Here is an 18,207-nt window from a genome sequence, read left to right on the forward strand (position 1 = left end):
TCTCACAGCTGGGCATTCTCAACCATAAAGCGCATGAATTCCCGGGCAGGACTCATCAATAATCACGCTGCCTGCAGCCTGTGAACCCCTGGGAGTACACATGATGGAAGATCTTATTCAAAGCCCCCCTGGCGATGCCCGTGCACATGCACAAGTTGTGCAAACCATTGCAGTACCGGGCTCCCCCAATCGCCTGGTAATGAACCGCGCAGGAACACGCCTTTATGTGGCAAGCGCCACAGCATCGGGATCCCTCACCGTTCTAGATACCCAGCCACTTAGCGTCCTACAGACGATAGAAAATCTCGGTTCCCCGATATGGCTGGCAATCAACCCGGCAGGTTCGCGCATTTACGTGAGTGACAACAGCGCCGCATCGGGAAACCCGATTACCGTTATCGAAACCGTGAGTAACAGCGTCATCGCACGCATCACGGGGTTCACGACGGTTAATGGCATGGCATTGAACTCAACCGGCACCCGGCTCTATGTCGCTGATCACGGGGCTTCGGAGTTGGTAACCATTGACACCAGCGACCACCAACGCGTAACCGAAATACCTGTGCGTTACGCCAAGGAAGTGATAGTGGCGCCGCGTGACGACACTCGCGTTTACGTTGTGTCGGATTTAGCGGGCTGGAGCATCGTAGACCTTGAAAACAAGCCGATCGTCAGGCAGCTCGCCATCGCCCCAGGCAATCCTACTTCGATCGGTCACAGCCCACGCTACCCACGCATTTACATCACTCACCGCGACGCGGGCCGCTTGACTATCGGCGACGCCTTGATTCCTGAAGTCAGCAAGTACATCAGCGGCCTCAACGAGCCCTGGGGCGTAGCATTCAACCCCCTCAGCGAGATGGCCTATATCACTGAGAGGGACCAGATCAGCATTTATGACACCCGACTGGAAAGCATGGTCGGCACGATCGCAGGTTTCGGCAGTCCGCGAGGTATTGTGGTAGCTCCGGACGGCCGCAATCTGTATGTCGCTGATATTCAAAACCAATCGATATGCATGGTCAGGCTATAGCAACGCACGGGTCAAACAGGCGGCAATCGCCACTCAATCGGCGCCTCGCCGTTTTGCTCAAGAAACTTGTTGGCGCGGCTGAAATGCCCGCAACCGAGAAACCCGCGATACGCCGACAGCGGCGACGGGTGCACCGAGGTCAGCACCAGGTGCTTGGTGGCATCGATCAGCTTCTGCTTGCTCTGGGCATGGGCGCCCCACAACAGGAACACCAAATGCGGCTGATGCTCGCTGACCACCTCGATCACCCGATCGGTAAAAAACTGCCAGCCCTTGCCGGCATGGGCGTTGGCGTTGGCGCGCTCCACGGTCAGCGTGGTGTTGAGCATCAGCACGCCCTGGTCGGCCCAGCTTTGCAGGTAGCCGTGGTTGGGGATGTCAATGTTCAGGTCACGCTTGAGTTCTTTATAGATATTGACCAACGAAGGCGGCGCCGGCACGCCCGGTTGCACCGAGAAGCACAAACCATGGGCCTGGCCGGGACCGTGATACGGGTCCTGTCCAAGAATGACCACTTTGACCTTGTCCAGCGGCGTGGAATTGAGTGCATTGAAGATCAGCGGGCCCGGCGGATAGATCTCCTTGCCTGCGGCGTGTTCCTGGCGCAGAAACTCGCGCAGTGCGCCCATGTAGGGCTTGTCGAACTCCTCGCGCAGAGCGTGTTTCCAACTGGGTTCGAGTTTGATGCGGTCGCCGTCGGTCATGATGAGGTCATCGAGTGAAAAACAATGGGCGAACCCTAGGAAAGCCGACCCCGCTTGTCAATTGATCTGACACACCCCCGGCACTTTCCCACGGAGCGATCATACTGACCCTTCACCTTCTGGATTGAGGTCACGATGAATCTGCACTTCGAAGAACTCACCGGCAACCACGGCGCCCGCATCGGCATCGCCAGCCTGGATGCGCAACAGTCGCTCAACGCCCTCTCCCTGCCGATGATCCTGGCCCTGGACGAACGCCTGGACACCTGGGCCAAGGACCCGACGATCGTCTGCGTATTGCTGCGCGGCAACGGCCCCAAGGCCTTCTGCGCAGGCGGCGAAGTGCGCAGCCTGGCGATGGCCTGCCGGGAACAACCTGGCGTCGTGCCTACCCTGGCCGCGCAATTTTTTGCCGCTGAATATCGCCTGGATTATCGCCTGCATACCTACCCGAAACCGTTGATCTGCTGGGGTCACGGTTATGTGTTGGGCGGCGGGATGGGCCTGTTGCAGAGTGCGTCCGTACGCATTGTGACCCCCAGCAGCCGTTTGGCCATGCCGGAAATCAGCATCGGCTTGTACCCGGACGTGGGCGCCAGCTGGTTTCTGTCGCGCCTGCCCGGCACGCTGGGTTTGTTCCTAGGCCTTACCGGTGCCCATATCAATGGCCGTGATGCCCTGGACCTGGGCCTGGCCGACCGTTTCCTGCGCGATGACCAGCAAGACGAATTGCTCGATGGCCTGTTGCAATTGAACTGGCAGGAACAGACCGCGATGCAGCTCAACAGTTTGCTCAAGGCCCTGGCCCAGGACGCCGTCGACCAGCTACCCGAGGCACAATGGATGCCGCGCCGGGGGCAGATCGACGAATGGCTGGATGTGGGTGACGTGGCCAGTGCGTGGCGCGCGTTGAGCCTGCTCAAGGATCACGCTGACCCACTCCTGGCCCGCGCCGGCAAGACCCTCAGTGAAGGCTGCCCGTTGACGGCGCACCTGGTGTGGGAGCAGATCCGCCGCGCCCGTCATTTGTCCCTGGCGCAAGTGTTCCAGATGGAATACACGCTGAGCCTCAATTGTTGTCGCCATCCGGAATTTGCCGAAGGCGTACGGGCAAGGCTGATCGATAAGGATCAGGCGCCTCGCTGGCATTGGCCGGATATCAATACAATTCCCGAGGCGGTGGTGCAGGCGCACTTCAACAAGGCATGGGAAGGTAGGAATCCTCTGGCAGATCTTTCCGATTACTGACAGCTTATCGCCGGTTATCCTTAACGTTGAAGGCACAGTTACCCGGTTGATTTTCCTTGCACAGATAAACCAGTTGGTCGAACGAAGTGTTTTCGCGCTCCCAATGCAAGCTGTCCGCCAACGACATGCTGCTGGCCACGTCTGACAGGCACGGACGCAATACGACAAGCTCATCGCGCTGATTGGTGTACACACATTTTTCCACCAGCCCGCTGCGTCGATCATCACCCTTCTGCGGCGCAAACACCGCGCCCGAGAAGGCATGTATGAACTCGCCGGGCTCAACCTTGGGACCTTGCCACAGCACGCCGCTGGCCTGGTACTGGAAATAACCCGTGCCCGTCTGGATCTTCGACTTGTCTGGACAGAACTGGTTGCCCTGCGCCTGGCCAGCCATACAGACGACCAGTACAAGCATGCACATCACGTGTTTGAGCATAGACGCCACCTTCGATTACCACACCGCTTTTCCCCCAGTGAAATGTATCTGCGGCCTCAAAGCTAGCTGTTAATTCTGACAGTACCGACAAACGGCGGGCAAAAAAAAGCGGCGCATCATGCGCCGCTTCGTTCAAAACCTTTTGTCAGCGGTGACCTCCGCGCCCACCGCCGTGATCGCCACCACGCCCGTGCCCACCGTTGCCCCACCGATTGTCTCCCCATCCCTGGTTTGGATACGGCCGATAGGCAGACCTTGGGTAGTAACGTGGCGCAGGTTGGTAATAACGCGGCGCCGAATAATAACGGGGAGCCTGATAGTAGCGTGGCGCGGGTGTGTAGTAGCTGCGCCCGTAGTAACGAGGACCGCCGTAATAATAGGCGGGTGCCGGTGCGGTGTAGACCTCGGAGCGGTAGTAAGTGGTACCTCCATCGTAATAGGGCACGCAAGCTGACAGGGTCAGGCCGAGTAATGCAGTGAGCAGCAGTCGTCGATACATGGCGGCCTCCTGGACCGCGGAAGAGCACCTCCAGCGACGCTGGAGGGCGTCATTCAGATTTACTTGAATGACAGAACGTATGACATCAAAAGCAGAATCTGGTGCGTTTCAGTAACAACTTGATACATCACCAGCGGTACGCCGGAATACGTTAGCTGTATCGATTCAGTATTTTATTCAGAGGCGAAACTTTGTCTCTTACAATGATGTCATTGTGATACTGCACAGTGCCACGGAGGCCTTGGTGTGCGCCTTCCCGTTACTTACCGCCGGATTCAAGATATGAAAATTGCTACCAAGCTGCTGCTCTCATTTTTACTTTGCTCCGTGATTACCCTCGGTGTCGGCCTGCTGGGTATCAAAGGGGTCGTGCGGCTCGCCGCAGCGCTGGAATTAACGTTCTCCAACAACCTGGTGTCGGTCAGCAACACAGCTGCCACCCTGAATGGGCTGGTGGCACACAACCGTGGTTTGTACCGCTTGCTCGATGCCGGTAACGGTGACGTCGCCCAGCAGGACCGCGACCGCGTGCGCCAGGATATCGCCAACGAAGTCAAACGCAGCCAGGCGGCCTACACCACCTACCGCGCCACGCAGTTGGAAGATGACGAGCGGGCGGCGGGTGACACCTTCGACCAGATCTGGCCAACGTACCTCAGTAGCTCGGAACGCATCCTGAGCCTGCTCGACAAAGGCCAGATCGAGCAGGCACGCACCGAGCTCAATACCACCAACAATGAACTGTTCCGCCAGGCCCGCGAGCTGATCCGCGTGATGGTCGAATCCAACAACCGCCAGATCAAGGAAGGCGCCATTGCCGCCGAGGCGCTGCGTGACAGTGCGCTCACCTGGATGATCAGTGGCATCGTCCTGGCCTTCATCATCGCCATTATCGTCGGCGTGCTGATCACCCGCCTGATCACCCGCCCCATCGCTCAAGCGGTGGCGAGCGCACAACGCATTGCCGACGGTGACCTGACCCAGACCATCAGCACCGAGCGCACCGACGAAGCCGGGCAGTTGCTGGTGGCGCTGTCGGACATGCAGGGCGGCTTGAAACACACCCTGCTGGAAATCGCCAACGCCTCCGACCAGCTGGCCTCGGCCGCTGAAGAACTGAGCGCGGTCACCGAAGAAAGCACCCGGGGCCTGACCCGCCAGAATGATGAAATTCAACAAGCGGCCACCGCCGTCAACCAGATGACTGCAGCCGTTGATGAGGTGGCCGGCAACGCCGTATCGACTTCGCAGGCCTCGAGCCAGGCGACCACCGAAGCCGAGGAAGGCCGTGAGCAAGTGGCACAGGCCGTCTCCGGCATGAATTCGATGGTGGTAGAGATCAACGATTCGACGAAGTCGGTGGAAGGCCTCGCCAGCCAGGTCCGCGAAATCGGCAAGGTGATCGATGTGATTCGTGGGATTGCCGACCAGACCAACCTGCTCGCCCTCAACGCAGCGATCGAGGCGGCCCGTGCGGGTGAGCAAGGCCGTGGCTTTGCTGTGGTGGCCGATGAAGTGCGCGCGCTGGCCCATCGCACACAAGTGTCCACGGTGGACATCGAAAAAATGATCGGCGAGGTGCAAGTCGGCGCCGACGGCGCGGTAGCCGCGATGAACAAGAGCCTGAGCTGGGCCAACAACACCCAGGTGCTGGCGCAGAATGCCGGCGAAGCGTTGCAACGTATCACCGCCAGTGTGGCGAAGATCAACGAACGCAACCTGGTCATCGCGTCCGCCTCGGAGGAACAGGCCCAAGTGGCGCGTGAAGTCGATCGCAACCTGCTCAACATCCAGGACCTGTCGACCCAGACCGCCGCCGGCGCGCATCAGACCAACGCTTCCAGCCAGGACCTGTCGCGCCTGGCCACCTCGTTCAGTGTGCTGGTCGGCAAATTCAAGCTGTAAGTAGCTTGGCGCCCATCGGCGCTGTATCGTGCAAGGCCACGCACACCTTGCCCGATACAGCCCGACCTGCCCATGACCACCCCGACCCTTTGCCCCGCCTGCGGTGCCCGTAACGACTGCAGCCTGGCCGACCCGCGCACGGCCGACCAGGCCTGCTGGTGCTACAGCGTCACCATCGACCCGGCGGTGCTCCAGGCGCTGCCCGACGAACTGCGCAACCAGGCCTGCCTGTGCCCGCGTTGTGCCCAGGTGGACCAACAGCTGCGCCGCCACGATGCGCCTTGATCGCTTCCTCAGTAACCTGCCACGGTTTAATCGCAAACAAGTGCGGCTGCTGTTGGCCGAACGCCGGGTAACGGTGGATGGTGCCACGGTAAGCGACCCGCTTCATGAGGTGCGCACGTTCAGCAGCGTGCGCGTGGACGGTGAGGTGCTGCAGCCGGGCAAACCTGCACGTTATTTCATGCTGCACAAGCCGCAAGGGTGCGTCAGCGCTACCTGCGATGCACAACACCGCACGGTGCTCGATCTGCTGGATGAACCGCACAAGGACGCGCTGCATATCGCCGGGCGTCTGGACTACAACACCACCGGGCTGATGGTACTCACCAATGACGGCCAGTGGTCGCGGCGCCTGACGCAACCGGCGACCAAGTTACCCAAGGTGTATCGGGTGGAAACCGAGCAGGACATCGGCCCGGACTATGCGGCAGTCTTCAGGGCGGGCCTGTACTTCGCCTTCGAAAACCTCATCACTCAACCCGCCGAACTGGAGTTACTGGGCCCCAGGACGGCGCGTTTGAGCATCATCGAAGGCCGCTATCACCAGGTCAAACGCATGTTCGGGCATTTTGATAACAAAGTGACTGCCCTGCATCGCGAGCGCATGGGGCCGCTGCACCTGGATGCAGCGCTTGCGCCGGGCGAGTATCGGGCGCTGACTGACGAGGAAATCCGTCTCGTCTGACGACCGCTCAGCCGCTGACGGCAAAAAACCCTCTGCGCCGCTTGCGCCATCCCAAGCCTGTGCTTGAATCAAGTTCACCCGTTGGATGATGACTGGCGGGTCACCTATAACCTCCAAGAAACACCTTGCCCCGCCCGCGCGTGATTGACGGGCCGTCCCGGCAAACATCCCGCCCTGACAACCGCTGTCGGCCAGCCGCAATCGGACCGACATGGGCGCTCAGCTTCCAGGCGTATGCCTACCTGTCATAAAGCTCGTGCACAGTCATTTGCGCGCCCTACCCGCTTGCCAGGAGTCTTACGACATGAGGCCAGAAATCGCTGTGTTGGATATACAGGGTCAATACCGGGTTTACACGGAGTTCTATCGCGCCGATGCCGCTGAAAAAACCATCGTCCTGGTCAACGGCTCGATGGCCACCACGGCCTCTTTCGCCCAGACCGTGAAAAGCCTGCACCCGCAATTCAATGTGGTGTTGTACGACCAGCCCTATGCCGGCCGTTCCAAACTACACAACCGTCACGAGCGGATGCTGACCAAGGAAGTCGAAGGCCAGATCCTCCTGGAGCTCATCGACCGCTTTGCCGCCGAACACGTGCTCTCGTTCTCCTGGGGCGGCGCCGCGACGCTGTTCGCCCTCGCTCAACGCCCGCAACGCGTCGAAAAGGCCGTGATCAGCTCGTTCTCCCCGGTGATCAACGCACCGATGCGTGATTATCTGGAGCGCGGCGTCGACTACCTCGGCAACCTGGACCGCGACCGCGTCGGCCACCTGGTCAACAGCACCCTGGGCAAGCACTTGCCGTCGCTGTTCAAGCGCTTCAACCACAAGCACGTGAGCGGCCTGGCCGAACATGAATACGGACAGATGCACTTCCACATCAGCCAGGTGCTCAACAGCGACCGGTTGTGCTACCTCAAGGCAGCCAGGCAGATCGACATTCCCGTGCTGTTCGTGAACGGCGAGTGGGACGAGTACACCAGCGCAGGCGATGCCAGGCTGTTCGGTCAGCATGTGAAAAACAGCAGCTTCAGCACGGTTCAGGCGACGGGGCATTTCCTCGATATGGAGCATAAAGCGGCGTGCCGGGACAGCCGGGAAGCGGTGGTGGGCTTTTTGAAAGGGCAGCGGCCGGTGAGTCGCATACGTTACCAGCCAGGTCAGACGCAACACGCCTTTGCGGTCTGACATCAGACTCACTGCAGGAGCGGGCTCCTGCAGTGGCGCCACCTATTCGGCAGGCGGCGCGAGCGCAACGTACGATTTTTTCGAAGAAAAACTTCAAATCCGGGTGAACATCTGGTACAAAGTCAGCCGCTTTGAGCGGGTATAGTTTAGTGGCAAAACGAAAGCTTCCCAAGCTTTAGTTGAGGGTTCGATTCCCTCTACCCGCTCCATACTTTTTTGTTAAATTTCAGCCAGTTAACCCCTCCTCCTTCAGCCCTCAGCTGACCCGATCGACGACGCTCGCCCTGAAACGACGCCTAAAGATCCGAATTGCAACGCCAGAGTTTCCTAGTACGCATTTACCGCCTTGACCAACAAGCAATGCGCACTCAGGTGCACCTTGAATTCACATATCGACGACAAGCTATATGTGCCTAGATAGCCACACCATTGCTAGACACCCCTCCGAAAGCAGCCTCAGGCACATTGGCCCAGCTAAGCCCCTTAGGCCTGGATTCACGGTATCATTTCTGATCTCACGAGCAGTTGTCCCACTGCGATCAAGGCCCCCAGATGTCCGTCAAGTTCGTTCTCTTCGATGCGTTCGGCACCCTCGTCCGCATTCCAAAAGCCAGCCACCCATATCGCCAAATCCTTAAGGAAGGCATCCGTCAGGGCCGCAGGCCACGACCAGAAGACCTTCATCACATCATGGCTCGCCCTCTCTGTCTGAGCGATGCGGCAGAGCACTTCGGGATCAAGGTTCCTGCAGAGCTCATGACCGAGATCCAGGGGCTCTCGAAGCGGAGCTGAGCCGCATTGAAGCCTACGAAGACGGGCTTTACGCGGTTGAAAGCTTGCAGGCTGAGGGCGTGAAAATCGCTATCGCCTCTAACTTGGCAGCCCCGTATGGCGCGCCTGTTCGGCGTCTATACCCAACGGTAGACGCCTTTGGTTTCAGTTTCGCTGTAGGAGCACTGAAACCCCAGCCATTCCTTTACCGAGCCACTTGTGAGCTCTTGGGAGCGGAGATCACCGATAATGGTGGAGAAAAGAATGTGCTGATGATCGGCGATTCAGAGAAGTGCGACCGTGACGGCCCAATGTGCGTGGGCATCCAGGGATTTCTCCTGAACCGAAACGGCGGGAAGGATTTCACCAGCCTGGATGAGTTCGCAGACTCCGTCCTGGACACTCTCTAAGCGGGTGGGGGAAAGGCTCCGACAGCTGCTGATACTTGCTGCCCATGATGATTTCGCGGTAGAGAGCATCGGAGGCAAGATCAACCTGTCTGCGCTTTGCCGCGCTCTCCAATGCGATCGCCAACTCTTTTATCCGGGCCGGGGAAATGATGAGCTTGCAGGCCTCATCACCTGGGCAAATTCGGGCTTCGTTAAACTCAACCAGCAACGCCAGCCCAGTGCTTCCAAACCGAGAAAAACCAGGTCGCGGTATAAGTCTGAATTCCAGAGGTTAGCGACAGAAAACTCTAAACTTCGAGCAGACCTGCTTAAGTTTTCTTCAATTGAAGAAAACCTCCTCAGCGGTAAGATAGTTTCCCTGCCGCCATGCTGACGCCAATTCTGGTCATCGGCGTTGAGGCCACGTCCCAAGGGCACTACCGGATCAGGTACTTGCCGGTTTCGACAGCGCCTGATGCATCCGCCCATCCGGCGTCAGATCAGGTCTCGACGCCTGCGGCATCGAGGCTGAAGCCCAAGGTGGCGACTGTCTCACTTACGCTCTGCAGCAGACACCTGATTAGCCCTGGCCTTTGCCTATCGGTTCGACTCAATTTTTCTGGCGACTCCAATCCCACAGTCACCCACCTGGAGGATATGGCACTCCCGAAGCACCTTTACTCATGGGCAATTCCGAACATCGTAGATCGCTTGCCGCTTCCCATAAACCATCAGTTGCTCACCAGGACACTCCTCAAAATTGGCGAACATCCGGCACTGCTAGCCAGGCTGCTCGACTCGGCAACACCGGCGATGCTGGAGAACTACTTCGACCAATACTCTGCCCTCAAACTCCATCAGGTCTGGCACGCGAGGAAGGCGCTGGAGGCCACAGTGCGGCACCTTTCATCACTTAACCTCCCAACACGGCTTGCGCCAAACCTATGCAGCGTACAGCTGCCATTAGCAAGCCAGATCACATACCAACGCCTGGTGCTCGACGTTCAAACCAGGGTGCTCTCCACCCAAGAGGACTTCTTTCGCACCGAGACCAGGCTCCTTCTCTGGCTGACCTATGCGCGCAGCCAAGGGGTAAGCCTTGTAGACCGCGATCAACTCATCACCACCTTGAAGAGCTCGCCAGACTGTATAGATCACGCGCTAACGCGACTGGAAGCCAACAGGTCAGTCAAGCTGGTCAACTCCAAGGTGATGTTGTCCACCGAGTACTACCTGGAATTGTCATTGCACGATGCGTTGACCCGAGTCGAGTCCTACCCCAGGCCTCCGCAGTTCTATGCTTACGAGATTGACGATTGCGTCGAACGTGCATCACTTCAACGAAGAACGCCACCAAGCTCGTCTGTCTCAGCAGTCATTCGTCAATGCCTGAACCATCGAATCAGCACTGTGTACACAAGCCCGGCCACGATGCTCCGCGAGCTTGTGCCGCTGTTGTCATTGATATCCCAGCAGCTGCTTAACTCCCGCCCCATCATCGTCGCGCCTGCAGCTTACGCTGTCGAGCAGGCTGCAGCATCTTATGGCGAAGTAGTTGCACTAGCACATCTAAAAAACTGCAATTTCAGCCCTAAGGACACGATTATTATCGCACTGGATGCAGACACCTATTCTAAATATGAATTCTTGACCCTGCTTAATGCCATGACTGCCAGTCACAGGCTGCTAATCCATGGCACATCGTTCTCTGGGCTTCCAGCTTTTGTCAGCAAAACACAGCATCTTTTTTCGCGCGCCTATTCGTTCATCACCCTCAACGACGACTTCTTCACCATCAACGCTGATTCGCGCAATAACATCGAACGCATTGCCACCGAGCACCTAACGATTAGCTATAAAAAGCAGTCAACAAGGGTGTATTTCGATATCGACCTGTCCTACCTGTTCAGACTTCTGCTCAAAACAAAAGTCGTGGCCCTCGTCCCATCATCACGCCAAGCACTCAAGCTGAGTAGGCTGCTGCACACACAAAGAAAGCGTACGACCGGGCCTTCATTCAAAATTGCAGGAGCGGAGTTCTTTGCAGGTGATCGGGTGATATTTTTTAGGCCGCAGCAAACCTTGAATTTCGAAATAAACCCCATAGGCATCATTCTCTCAATACAGAAGGAAACGGTTCTGCTCAGTGTCAGCGGAACCCACTTGCCGATCACTGCCGAAATATTTATCAATAGCAAGCCAAGTCCCTGCTACTTCCTTTCCACTGACCAATTCAAGAGGGCATTCATAGAGAAATCCATAATTATCTGCCCCAATGGCTCTCAGACCGACAATCACTACATGCTAACCGCCAATCACCGCTCAAATATTAAAGTCGGAGTCATCTATGGAATAAAAAACCTCACGATAAAACTACCGAGAAGACTTCCGATTGAAGATCAAACCATGACGAACTTCATACCCAATCTTATAGAGGGCGGTGCCTCATCATGAAACCCCAAACTACTTTTTTGATGTTTCGGCTTATAACCCAGCTGCACATGGAGCTCGTAGGCTCCTTGCGGCTATTTCGAAACTTTACTCAGGAACTTCCTCTTAGGCCTACAGAAAGGAGAAACTAGGTAATGAATCAAGAATATTACGCAGATGGCGCGATCGCTTTACTGAGTGAGCTTGGCGTGTATAGGACGTCCACAGGTACTTGGGCATTCACCGATATGGAGAAAGCGAGTTCGTGTTACATTCACCACTCTCGCACACCAGTGGCCGTAGCAGCCTATGCAGCTGTTGACCCCACCTTTGCAACAGGTCGCATCCCAAACTACACCCTGGTTTCCCTAGTAGATAAAACACCTTGCATGGATGGGACTGAATTAACTGCCCTAGCTTTGATCTGTGATGCTGAACCTCCCATCTTCCCTTCGGCAGAGCTGCGAGGCGAAGTCTTTGGGAATACCGCGTGGCAGATTGTACGCGACTATCAGTTGGAGAGTTGTTTCGTCCAAGTCGAGCCCTATGGCACTCAAGGTAGCCATTTCACAATGCGCCCACAGGGATACGACTACCAGCAATCAGTAACTATACAAGCCTTATTGAAAGCGATGCGAAAATCCTACAGATCGATGACTCCTGTTCAACAAATTATGGTGCTGACCTTGATGCATCTTTATCACTCGGGCCCGGACAAGTTTTTCCTGACGGGGGGTTGCCCAACCCAAATCCCTGCTGCGAAGGCGCTTGAAATTCTTCGCAGACATGGTCAGGCGTTGAAGACCTGGGCACATCTCTTGGGTCATTATGCGGGCTGGTGATAATTCCGAACACAGCCCTGCGTGCATTGGTTCCGTGGTGTACGTCAGGTTTTGTGCCCCTGCCCTCCTCATCCCTTGGGCCGCTTGACGTCTGCGATCCATGAGGCCAGCCAATGCGCCGTGCCACCTTACAGTCTCACAAGGTGAGAGCGTTGCCATGCAGCACTCTGGAATTCTCAGACTGATTCTTGCCTAATGAACCTCTTACAAGAGAGGAAACGACAATGGATCGGGCTAAGGGTACCGCAGCGCTAGAAAAAGCCTTTGACGTTCTTGAGCCCATTGGGGTCGCCAGTGGAGAAATCGAGGGCCAGCGCCTTGCAACCCAGCTTGGTCTGCCTAGAGCGACGATGTACCGGCTGCTATCCATGTTGGTTGATCGAGGCACGGTGCTGCCATGCCGTCATAAGCAATGAAGCTAAACACAAGCTTTCCTGAACTAAGGTTTAGATAGGCCAAGTCGAAGCAACGGCCAAGCACATGGTCGGCTGCTGAGAGAGAATCGTAAAAACAAAGGACTTCTCGTAAGCATGGACAGAAAGAAATCAAGAAAATACAGAAAGTTAATTAAGAATCTTTCAAAAGAACAGCTGGCTGCCTTCAACATCGCTGGCGACTATGTTGCCGAGCAACGAAAACTAAAAATGCTTGAAAGCCTTCCACAAGAAGACCAGGAAAGCTTAATTTGCACAATTTCCTGCATAACCTTTGCATCCGAATACGATGTTGAAAAACTTGACTCAGACGAAACCTACAAAAAGGTGTACGCCCTACTAAAGGAAAGCAAGTCAAGCGGAACAATAACGCCAGAACTCATAAAGATATATGACACGCAGCGAAGCCACGCAAAAAATTATCTGCACATCAAAAAAGGCAGACTGATAAAAACCATACTCTCCAACGCTTACGAAAATTATAAAAATCTCAAAAAAACAGCCCCCGAAAAAGCTGAACATATACTCAAGCGATGCATCAGCAGAGCCACCGAAGATCAAAAAGAGGATTTAGATACACTAGATGGCATGTTCCTGCATCTAGAGCACAGTCCAATCGCGTTACGCTTGACCCCTACATTATTAGCGATAAACATACGCGAAACAGACATCCTTAGTTTGGCTGCCGCGATAATAACCAAACCCAAGCTTCAGCTACTTCAACTAATGACCCTCGACGACTCGTGGAATAAGTTCCCTCTCAAATGGTATGTAGACCACCTACCCACCACAACCGGAAGAGCACTATTTGAAGCATACAAAAACGGACAAGATCTATCCGGAATATTTACAGCAAACTACATAGACGGAAAATTCAAAAAACTCGAAGATCTTTTGTCGAGCCAATACATAAAACCTCCTTTATCTCATGTGTTATGCCCCAGAATCCATACAATAAACGACGTAATAAGCTGCTTTATAAATAAAATATATTCCGCCTCCATTTGCACAGCACTGACGGTAATTGAGGGCATGCTGTGGGACTTCTCCCAAGAATTCAACCGTCTCAACGATAATAAAATTTACAGCAGCGATGCATGCGAAGAGCTAATCTTGCTATCCGGAAAAACAGTTAAGAACTTTACAGTTGGCACACTACTCACACAGACCGCGCTACGAGATTTCTTTGACGAAAACTTCATCACATACTTCTGTGACGAATTGTACAATGAGCGCAATCCAATTCTTCATGGTAGAGATACTAACTCCTTCACAATGGAGAACTCAGCCAAAAAGATCTCTACGATCGAACATATTTTGCGCAAGATCGACGACCATAATAAGAAGTCTGCCATGCAACGATTAGATAAAAATCTTCCAGATAACTTAAAGGATAAACTCAACGAATTTGCATCCAGGCCGTTCCCCCATCAGGTGGTGTGAAATGCAAAGTACTAGCCTGGCCCGCCAGGCTAGATTGCCAATAGGTCGCCAACCAGAAATTTACTAAACTAAATTAATGCCCCGCGCTAACGCTAATAGACCTGGCATTCCGAGTCAGCGGCTACGCGGACGACCACTCTGGCTTGAAGGGATAACTCTAAAAAATCTCAGCGTTCCAGGGGCGGCGATTGGGTTTCTCGGAATTTCGTAAAGAGCCTACCCCCCAATTCACCACCTAAGCAAAAAGGAGGCTAAGCACATCTATGTGCAACGTTCGAATCAGTGCCTCTGAGCACAAATCGTCGAATAGGCGCATCGATTGCAGTGTTTGCCTCGGGTTGCTTTACGCTCACCAGCACGCAATGCCCCGATCGCCTTAAACACATTGGTAGTGGACGCTCTAGCAGATGGAACTGCGTCTTCAGAAAGCCCCGTGACGAGCGAATGAATGGACATTCGGTTGCAGCGTCTGCCTCCCAGGTTCTCCAGGATGGGTCGAACATTTCGCGCTACAGTACTCAGGCCTACCCCCGTGCGCAGCCAGATCACATCACCACTCGCCTCGCGAAGCATCCAGGGCATGGTAATGGCCTGGCCATTCACATTGGCAGTCGTCTCGGGTACGTAAGACGCGCTACTCGGCTGCCATGCAGCACCTCGATTGAAGGCGATCCAGGCGTGCTCTATCAGCATTTTGTCCTCCTCCCATGTCGGCAACGGCTTCTCGCCCCAGGCTTGCAGGAAGGCTTCATCGGTCTTCATTCCATCCCGGTAGAAGTATTCGAGCCCTGCCAGCACAGCTCGCCGAGCCCGAATTGAGATATCCAACTCCTGTTCGATAGGCAGATTCAATTCTTGGGCATAGTGATACTGCAGGGAGCAGGTCATGAACCCATCAAGGGCAGCGAAGGTCATCGCCACAGGTGGTGTCATGGGTACGCGCGAGACAGGCGCCGCTACTGGAACAGAGGCTCGCGCGACGCTGGAAGGAATGACTGAAGGATCACACAAAAGATCGGGAATCGTCGCTGCGTCAGTGCCGCCGTAGACCTTCAACCGATCTTTCGCCCTGGACAGGCCAACGTACAACAGATTGTTCCGCTCGATGGCCTCACCTTGGAGCCGCAGGGCTTGCGTGCTGTGTAGCGCTTCAGGGGGCAGCAGCAACGCCTGGCGCTCATCAAAAGGTGGCGGTGCCTCTGCGCCAAACTTGGTCTTTTCGACGTTGGCCATGTGCACGACGTCGAACTCAAGTCCTTTGCTGCCATGGACGGTCATGAGTCTCACAGCGTCGATCGCAGCCGCCTCGGGTGGAAGCGCGCGCTCCGCTGATCGTTGCCCGATATACCGCCGAAAATCTTCTCTGACCAAAAACTTCGATAACGTCGCCTGGTTACCTACGCCATCACTGTTGCGAACCCCGTAGAGGAATTGCCACAACGCCAGGCGATTGATCTGCGCAGCAGCAGACTGGTCAGCCAGCGACTCCAACCCAAAGCCTTTTTCAAACAGCAGGTCACAGACAAACACCCAAGGGCGAGAGCTTCGCGTAGCCCCTTCCAACAAGTCACTCAACTCCTGGACAACCTGCTGCCCTTGCGCCGAGAGGCCTGCAGTAGGACGGCTCACCCAACGACCACGCTGGTGGTTGAAACCTAGCCTGGACTGGTTCGTCAGCACTTCGATGTCTGCTGCCGGCATCCGTAAGTTTGCACGTCTGAACAAGCCAAGGAGCGCCCCAGGCGAACGCTGCGTCAGCAGTTGCATCAGGCACATGAACTCTTTGACTTCAGCCCTCTGGTTCAACTCACCAAGGTGCAACACAGGAATGCCAGCAGCCTCGATGTCTTGGGCAAGCTTGTCTACTTGGGCATTCGTTGAGCTGATGATGCCCTGACTGCCGTACGAGTGCCCTGCGGCTCGACACTGAGCAATCTCGCTGACGATGACACTGCTCTGAGCATCCCTTTGGGTGTGGAGTAAAGCTGGCATAACCCCGCTCACGGAGCGTGAAGGTGATACAGGATCTAGGGGCACGAGTGGCTGCAGCACATGGTCGGTTCCAGCCCGTTCAACAAGACGAAGAATCTCTGGAGAGCTGCGCCGGTTGATGTCCAAGCTGTATCGCCTGATTGAGGCGGCCTGTCCTCTAGCAACGTACGCCTCGTCAAACTTGAGCAAACTTTGGATCGACGCACCACGCCAGTGATGAATAGCCTGACGAATATCACCGACGACCCACAGGCAACGTTGCGGCGATCCGATCTTTTTGACGAACTCGATCATCACATGATTGACGTCCTGGTACTCATCCACCAAGACGTGATCGTACTGTTCTAGGAAAGCCGCCAGGGACGCACCATCATCACGAGCCTGCACGGTGGGTCGAACCAGAAGGTCTGCATAGTCCACCCACCCTTCCCGCCGTAGTACAGCTTCGTATGCCTTGTAGAGGGTCACTATGTCGTTCCGCTCTCGCTCAACATCAGGCTCAACCGCCGGCAATGCTCGAACGATCACAGCGTATTCGTCCGGGGTGACCAATTCTTCTTTCAGACGATGGATGATCCTCAACACATCAGGCAACCAGTCATACGGGTTGCTCAACCTGAAGAAATATTCGAGCTGCAAGGTGGGCAGTTCTTCGACCATCATCCTGACTTGCTGCAGAGTGTCAGCGATCTTGATTTGAGGTGTGAGACCGAAGAGAAGGTTGTGCTTTCGCAGGAGCTCAAGTCCGAACGAATGGAAGGTGCCAGCCCATACCTGTGAAGCATTCGGAACATTGGCTGCCTTCAACCGTTCCACAAGCTCCTGGGCGGCGCGGTTGGTAAAGGTCATCACCAAAATTCTATTGGCGGGAACCCCAATGGCGATCAAATGGGCCACTCGGTGTACCAACGTCGTGGTCTTACCGGTTCCAGGGCCCGCAACCACATTGACAAACTTCTCTGGGGCCTCAGCCGCAAGACGCTGGGCATCGCTCGGGGGATGTGCGGGAGCCGGAGGAACTGGAGGGACATCCGGGAGCAGCAGCGCGTCAGCCAATTGCTGCCTTACGACTTCTAGCGGCAACAGAAAGTGCGTCGCTACCAATCGAGAACGCCATCCTGCTGACCACAATGCCCTGGCCGCCGTCCTGGGTAACAACAGCTCTCGCGCAAAGACGTTTGCTTGGAGCTCATTGCGCTCCCATGCGCCATACCCCTCCACCACCGCACTTCCGGGACTGGTGCTGCTGGGGTTGCTAGTAGCAGTGGTGGTATCAGCTTCCTCGTCGGGGTCGGCGATAAAAGACACTGTAGAAGTACCACGAGCGGGCTGGGGTGAGTCGAGATACCAGTGGCCCAATTCGTGGGCCAACAGATAAGCCTTCGCCTCAGGTCGAACGTCATCACGAATCAGAATCGTGCGCATAGACCGCTGTAGAAGCGCATCGGCTTCACCCAATGCATAGCCAGCACACCTCTGCTACCCCCGCGCAGTTGGCATCATCACCAACGGTCTCGAATCAGAAAACACGCAACACAGTGGACAATTCCATCCGTCGACGCTGTCCATCCCCGGTCAAGACATAGACAGTGTTTTTGGTGACAAAAAACTTCGACTCGCTGAACTCGACTAGTGGCTGAGTACGCACCCAGCTATCGTTAATGTCTTGGTCAAGGCTGTCATGGAGAACTGTAAACGCCAGGATCATGACCGGCTGCTTGCCTTGATCGCGGATCCCCTGGAGCACATCGTCAGGCGCATTGAGATAGAGCCACACCCAATCACTGACGACACAATAGCTACGACCTGGGCGGCGTTTTTCAAGGTAGTTGTCGCGTCCACCGTCGCGCTACGCGACTTTTATTACCACGGTCAGCTCCCTTTCGGGGTTCAGATACACCGTCCCGATAGGGTTCCAGTTG

Annotated in this window: 16 protein-coding genes, 1 tRNA gene and 1 pseudogene; 13 read left to right on the forward strand and 5 right to left on the reverse strand. The window is 55.6% G+C overall.

Annotated features, from left to right (window positions below; translation table 11 throughout):
- Positions 1-100 precede the first annotated feature (100 nt).
- A complete protein-coding gene (locus J1G34_RS22370) occupies positions 101-1,033 on the forward strand; it encodes a YncE family protein (RefSeq protein WP_128875681.1) in 933 nt (310 codons plus the stop codon).
- Positions 1,034-1,044: 11 nt separating this feature from the next.
- On the opposite strand, the gene ung is transcribed toward J1G34_RS22370, so the two are convergent.
- A complete protein-coding gene (gene ung, locus J1G34_RS22375) occupies positions 1,045-1,737 on the reverse strand; it encodes a uracil-DNA glycosylase (RefSeq protein WP_065893463.1) in 693 nt (230 codons plus the stop codon).
- Positions 1,738-1,872: 135 nt separating this feature from the next.
- On the opposite strand from ung, the gene J1G34_RS22380 reads away from it, so the two are divergent.
- On the forward strand, positions 1,873-2,985 hold the full coding sequence (locus J1G34_RS22380) for an enoyl-CoA hydratase/isomerase family protein (RefSeq protein ID WP_065893462.1): 1,113 nt from the start codon (positions 1,873-1,875) through the stop codon (positions 2,983-2,985).
- Between the two features lie 4 nt (positions 2,986-2,989).
- Here the strand turns inward: J1G34_RS22380 and J1G34_RS22385 are convergent, their stop codons facing one another.
- Positions 2,990-3,424 (reverse strand): DUF3757 domain-containing protein, encoded by a 435-nt coding sequence (locus J1G34_RS22385; protein WP_065893461.1) that lies wholly within the window; start codon positions 3,422-3,424, stop codon positions 2,990-2,992.
- Between the two features lie 145 nt (positions 3,425-3,569).
- Positions 3,570-3,923: a hypothetical protein gene (locus J1G34_RS22390; protein WP_222994649.1), complete on the reverse strand. Its 354-nt coding sequence runs from the start codon at positions 3,921-3,923 to the stop codon at positions 3,570-3,572.
- A 282-nt stretch (positions 3,924-4,205) separates the two neighbouring features.
- Between J1G34_RS22390 and J1G34_RS22395 the strand changes: the two genes are divergently transcribed.
- From J1G34_RS22395 to J1G34_RS22440, 11 genes are all read left to right on the forward strand, one after another.
- Positions 4,206-5,828 (forward strand): methyl-accepting chemotaxis protein, encoded by a 1,623-nt coding sequence (locus tag J1G34_RS22395; protein WP_222994650.1) that lies wholly within the window; start codon positions 4,206-4,208, stop codon positions 5,826-5,828.
- A 72-nt stretch (positions 5,829-5,900) separates the two neighbouring features.
- Positions 5,901-6,113, forward strand: coding sequence for a cysteine-rich CWC family protein (locus tag J1G34_RS22400; RefSeq protein WP_065897740.1), 213 nt, complete (start codon positions 5,901-5,903; stop codon positions 6,111-6,113).
- A complete protein-coding gene (locus J1G34_RS22405) occupies positions 6,103-6,795 on the forward strand; it encodes a pseudouridine synthase (protein ID WP_222994651.1) in 693 nt (230 codons plus the stop codon). The genes J1G34_RS22400 and J1G34_RS22405 overlap by 11 nt, the downstream gene beginning before the upstream one ends.
- 304 nt (positions 6,796-7,099) lie before the next feature.
- The gene (locus J1G34_RS22410) at positions 7,100-7,984 is read left to right on the forward strand and encodes an alpha/beta fold hydrolase (protein ID WP_222994652.1); all 885 of its coding nucleotides are present in this window, start codon (positions 7,100-7,102) and stop codon (positions 7,982-7,984) included.
- A gap of 135 nt (positions 7,985-8,119) precedes the next feature.
- Positions 8,120-8,193, forward strand: a tRNA-Gly gene (locus tag J1G34_RS22415).
- Positions 8,194-8,536: 343 nt separating this feature from the next.
- Entirely contained in the window at positions 8,537-8,776 is a 240-nt protein-coding gene (locus tag J1G34_RS27330; protein ID WP_262411917.1) for a hypothetical protein, read from the forward strand.
- A gap of 5 nt (positions 8,777-8,781) precedes the next feature.
- The gene (locus J1G34_RS27490) at positions 8,782-9,165 is read left to right on the forward strand and encodes an HAD family hydrolase (RefSeq protein ID WP_347709499.1); all 384 of its coding nucleotides are present in this window, start codon (positions 8,782-8,784) and stop codon (positions 9,163-9,165) included.
- A 366-nt stretch (positions 9,166-9,531) separates the two neighbouring features.
- Complete coding sequence (locus J1G34_RS22425) at positions 9,532-11,598, forward strand: hypothetical protein (protein WP_222994653.1); 2,067 nt, start codon at positions 9,532-9,534, stop codon at positions 11,596-11,598.
- Positions 11,599-11,729: 131 nt separating this feature from the next.
- Entirely contained in the window at positions 11,730-12,416 is a 687-nt protein-coding gene (locus J1G34_RS22430; RefSeq protein ID WP_222994654.1) for a hypothetical protein, read from the forward strand.
- A gap of 224 nt (positions 12,417-12,640) precedes the next feature.
- Entirely contained in the window at positions 12,641-12,832 is a 192-nt protein-coding gene (locus tag J1G34_RS22435) for a helix-turn-helix domain-containing protein (protein WP_222994655.1), read from the forward strand.
- Positions 12,833-12,946: 114 nt separating this feature from the next.
- Complete coding sequence (locus J1G34_RS22440; RefSeq protein WP_222994656.1) at positions 12,947-14,293, forward strand: hypothetical protein; 1,347 nt, start codon at positions 12,947-12,949, stop codon at positions 14,291-14,293.
- Between the two features lie 279 nt (positions 14,294-14,572).
- On the opposite strand, the gene J1G34_RS22445 is transcribed toward J1G34_RS22440, so the two are convergent.
- Entirely contained in the window at positions 14,573-17,710 is a 3,138-nt protein-coding gene (locus J1G34_RS22445) for a UvrD-helicase domain-containing protein (protein ID WP_222994657.1), read from the reverse strand.
- A 94-nt stretch (positions 17,711-17,804) separates the two neighbouring features.
- A pseudogene (locus tag J1G34_RS27705) lies at positions 17,805-18,095 on the reverse strand (DUF6957 family protein); the annotation flags it as partial.
- Between the last annotated feature and the right edge of the window lie 112 nt (positions 18,096-18,207).

The organism is Pseudomonas sp. Wu6 (assembly GCF_019891515.1).
GTDB lineage: Bacteria > Pseudomonadota > Gammaproteobacteria > Pseudomonadales > Pseudomonadaceae > Aquipseudomonas > Aquipseudomonas orientalis_A.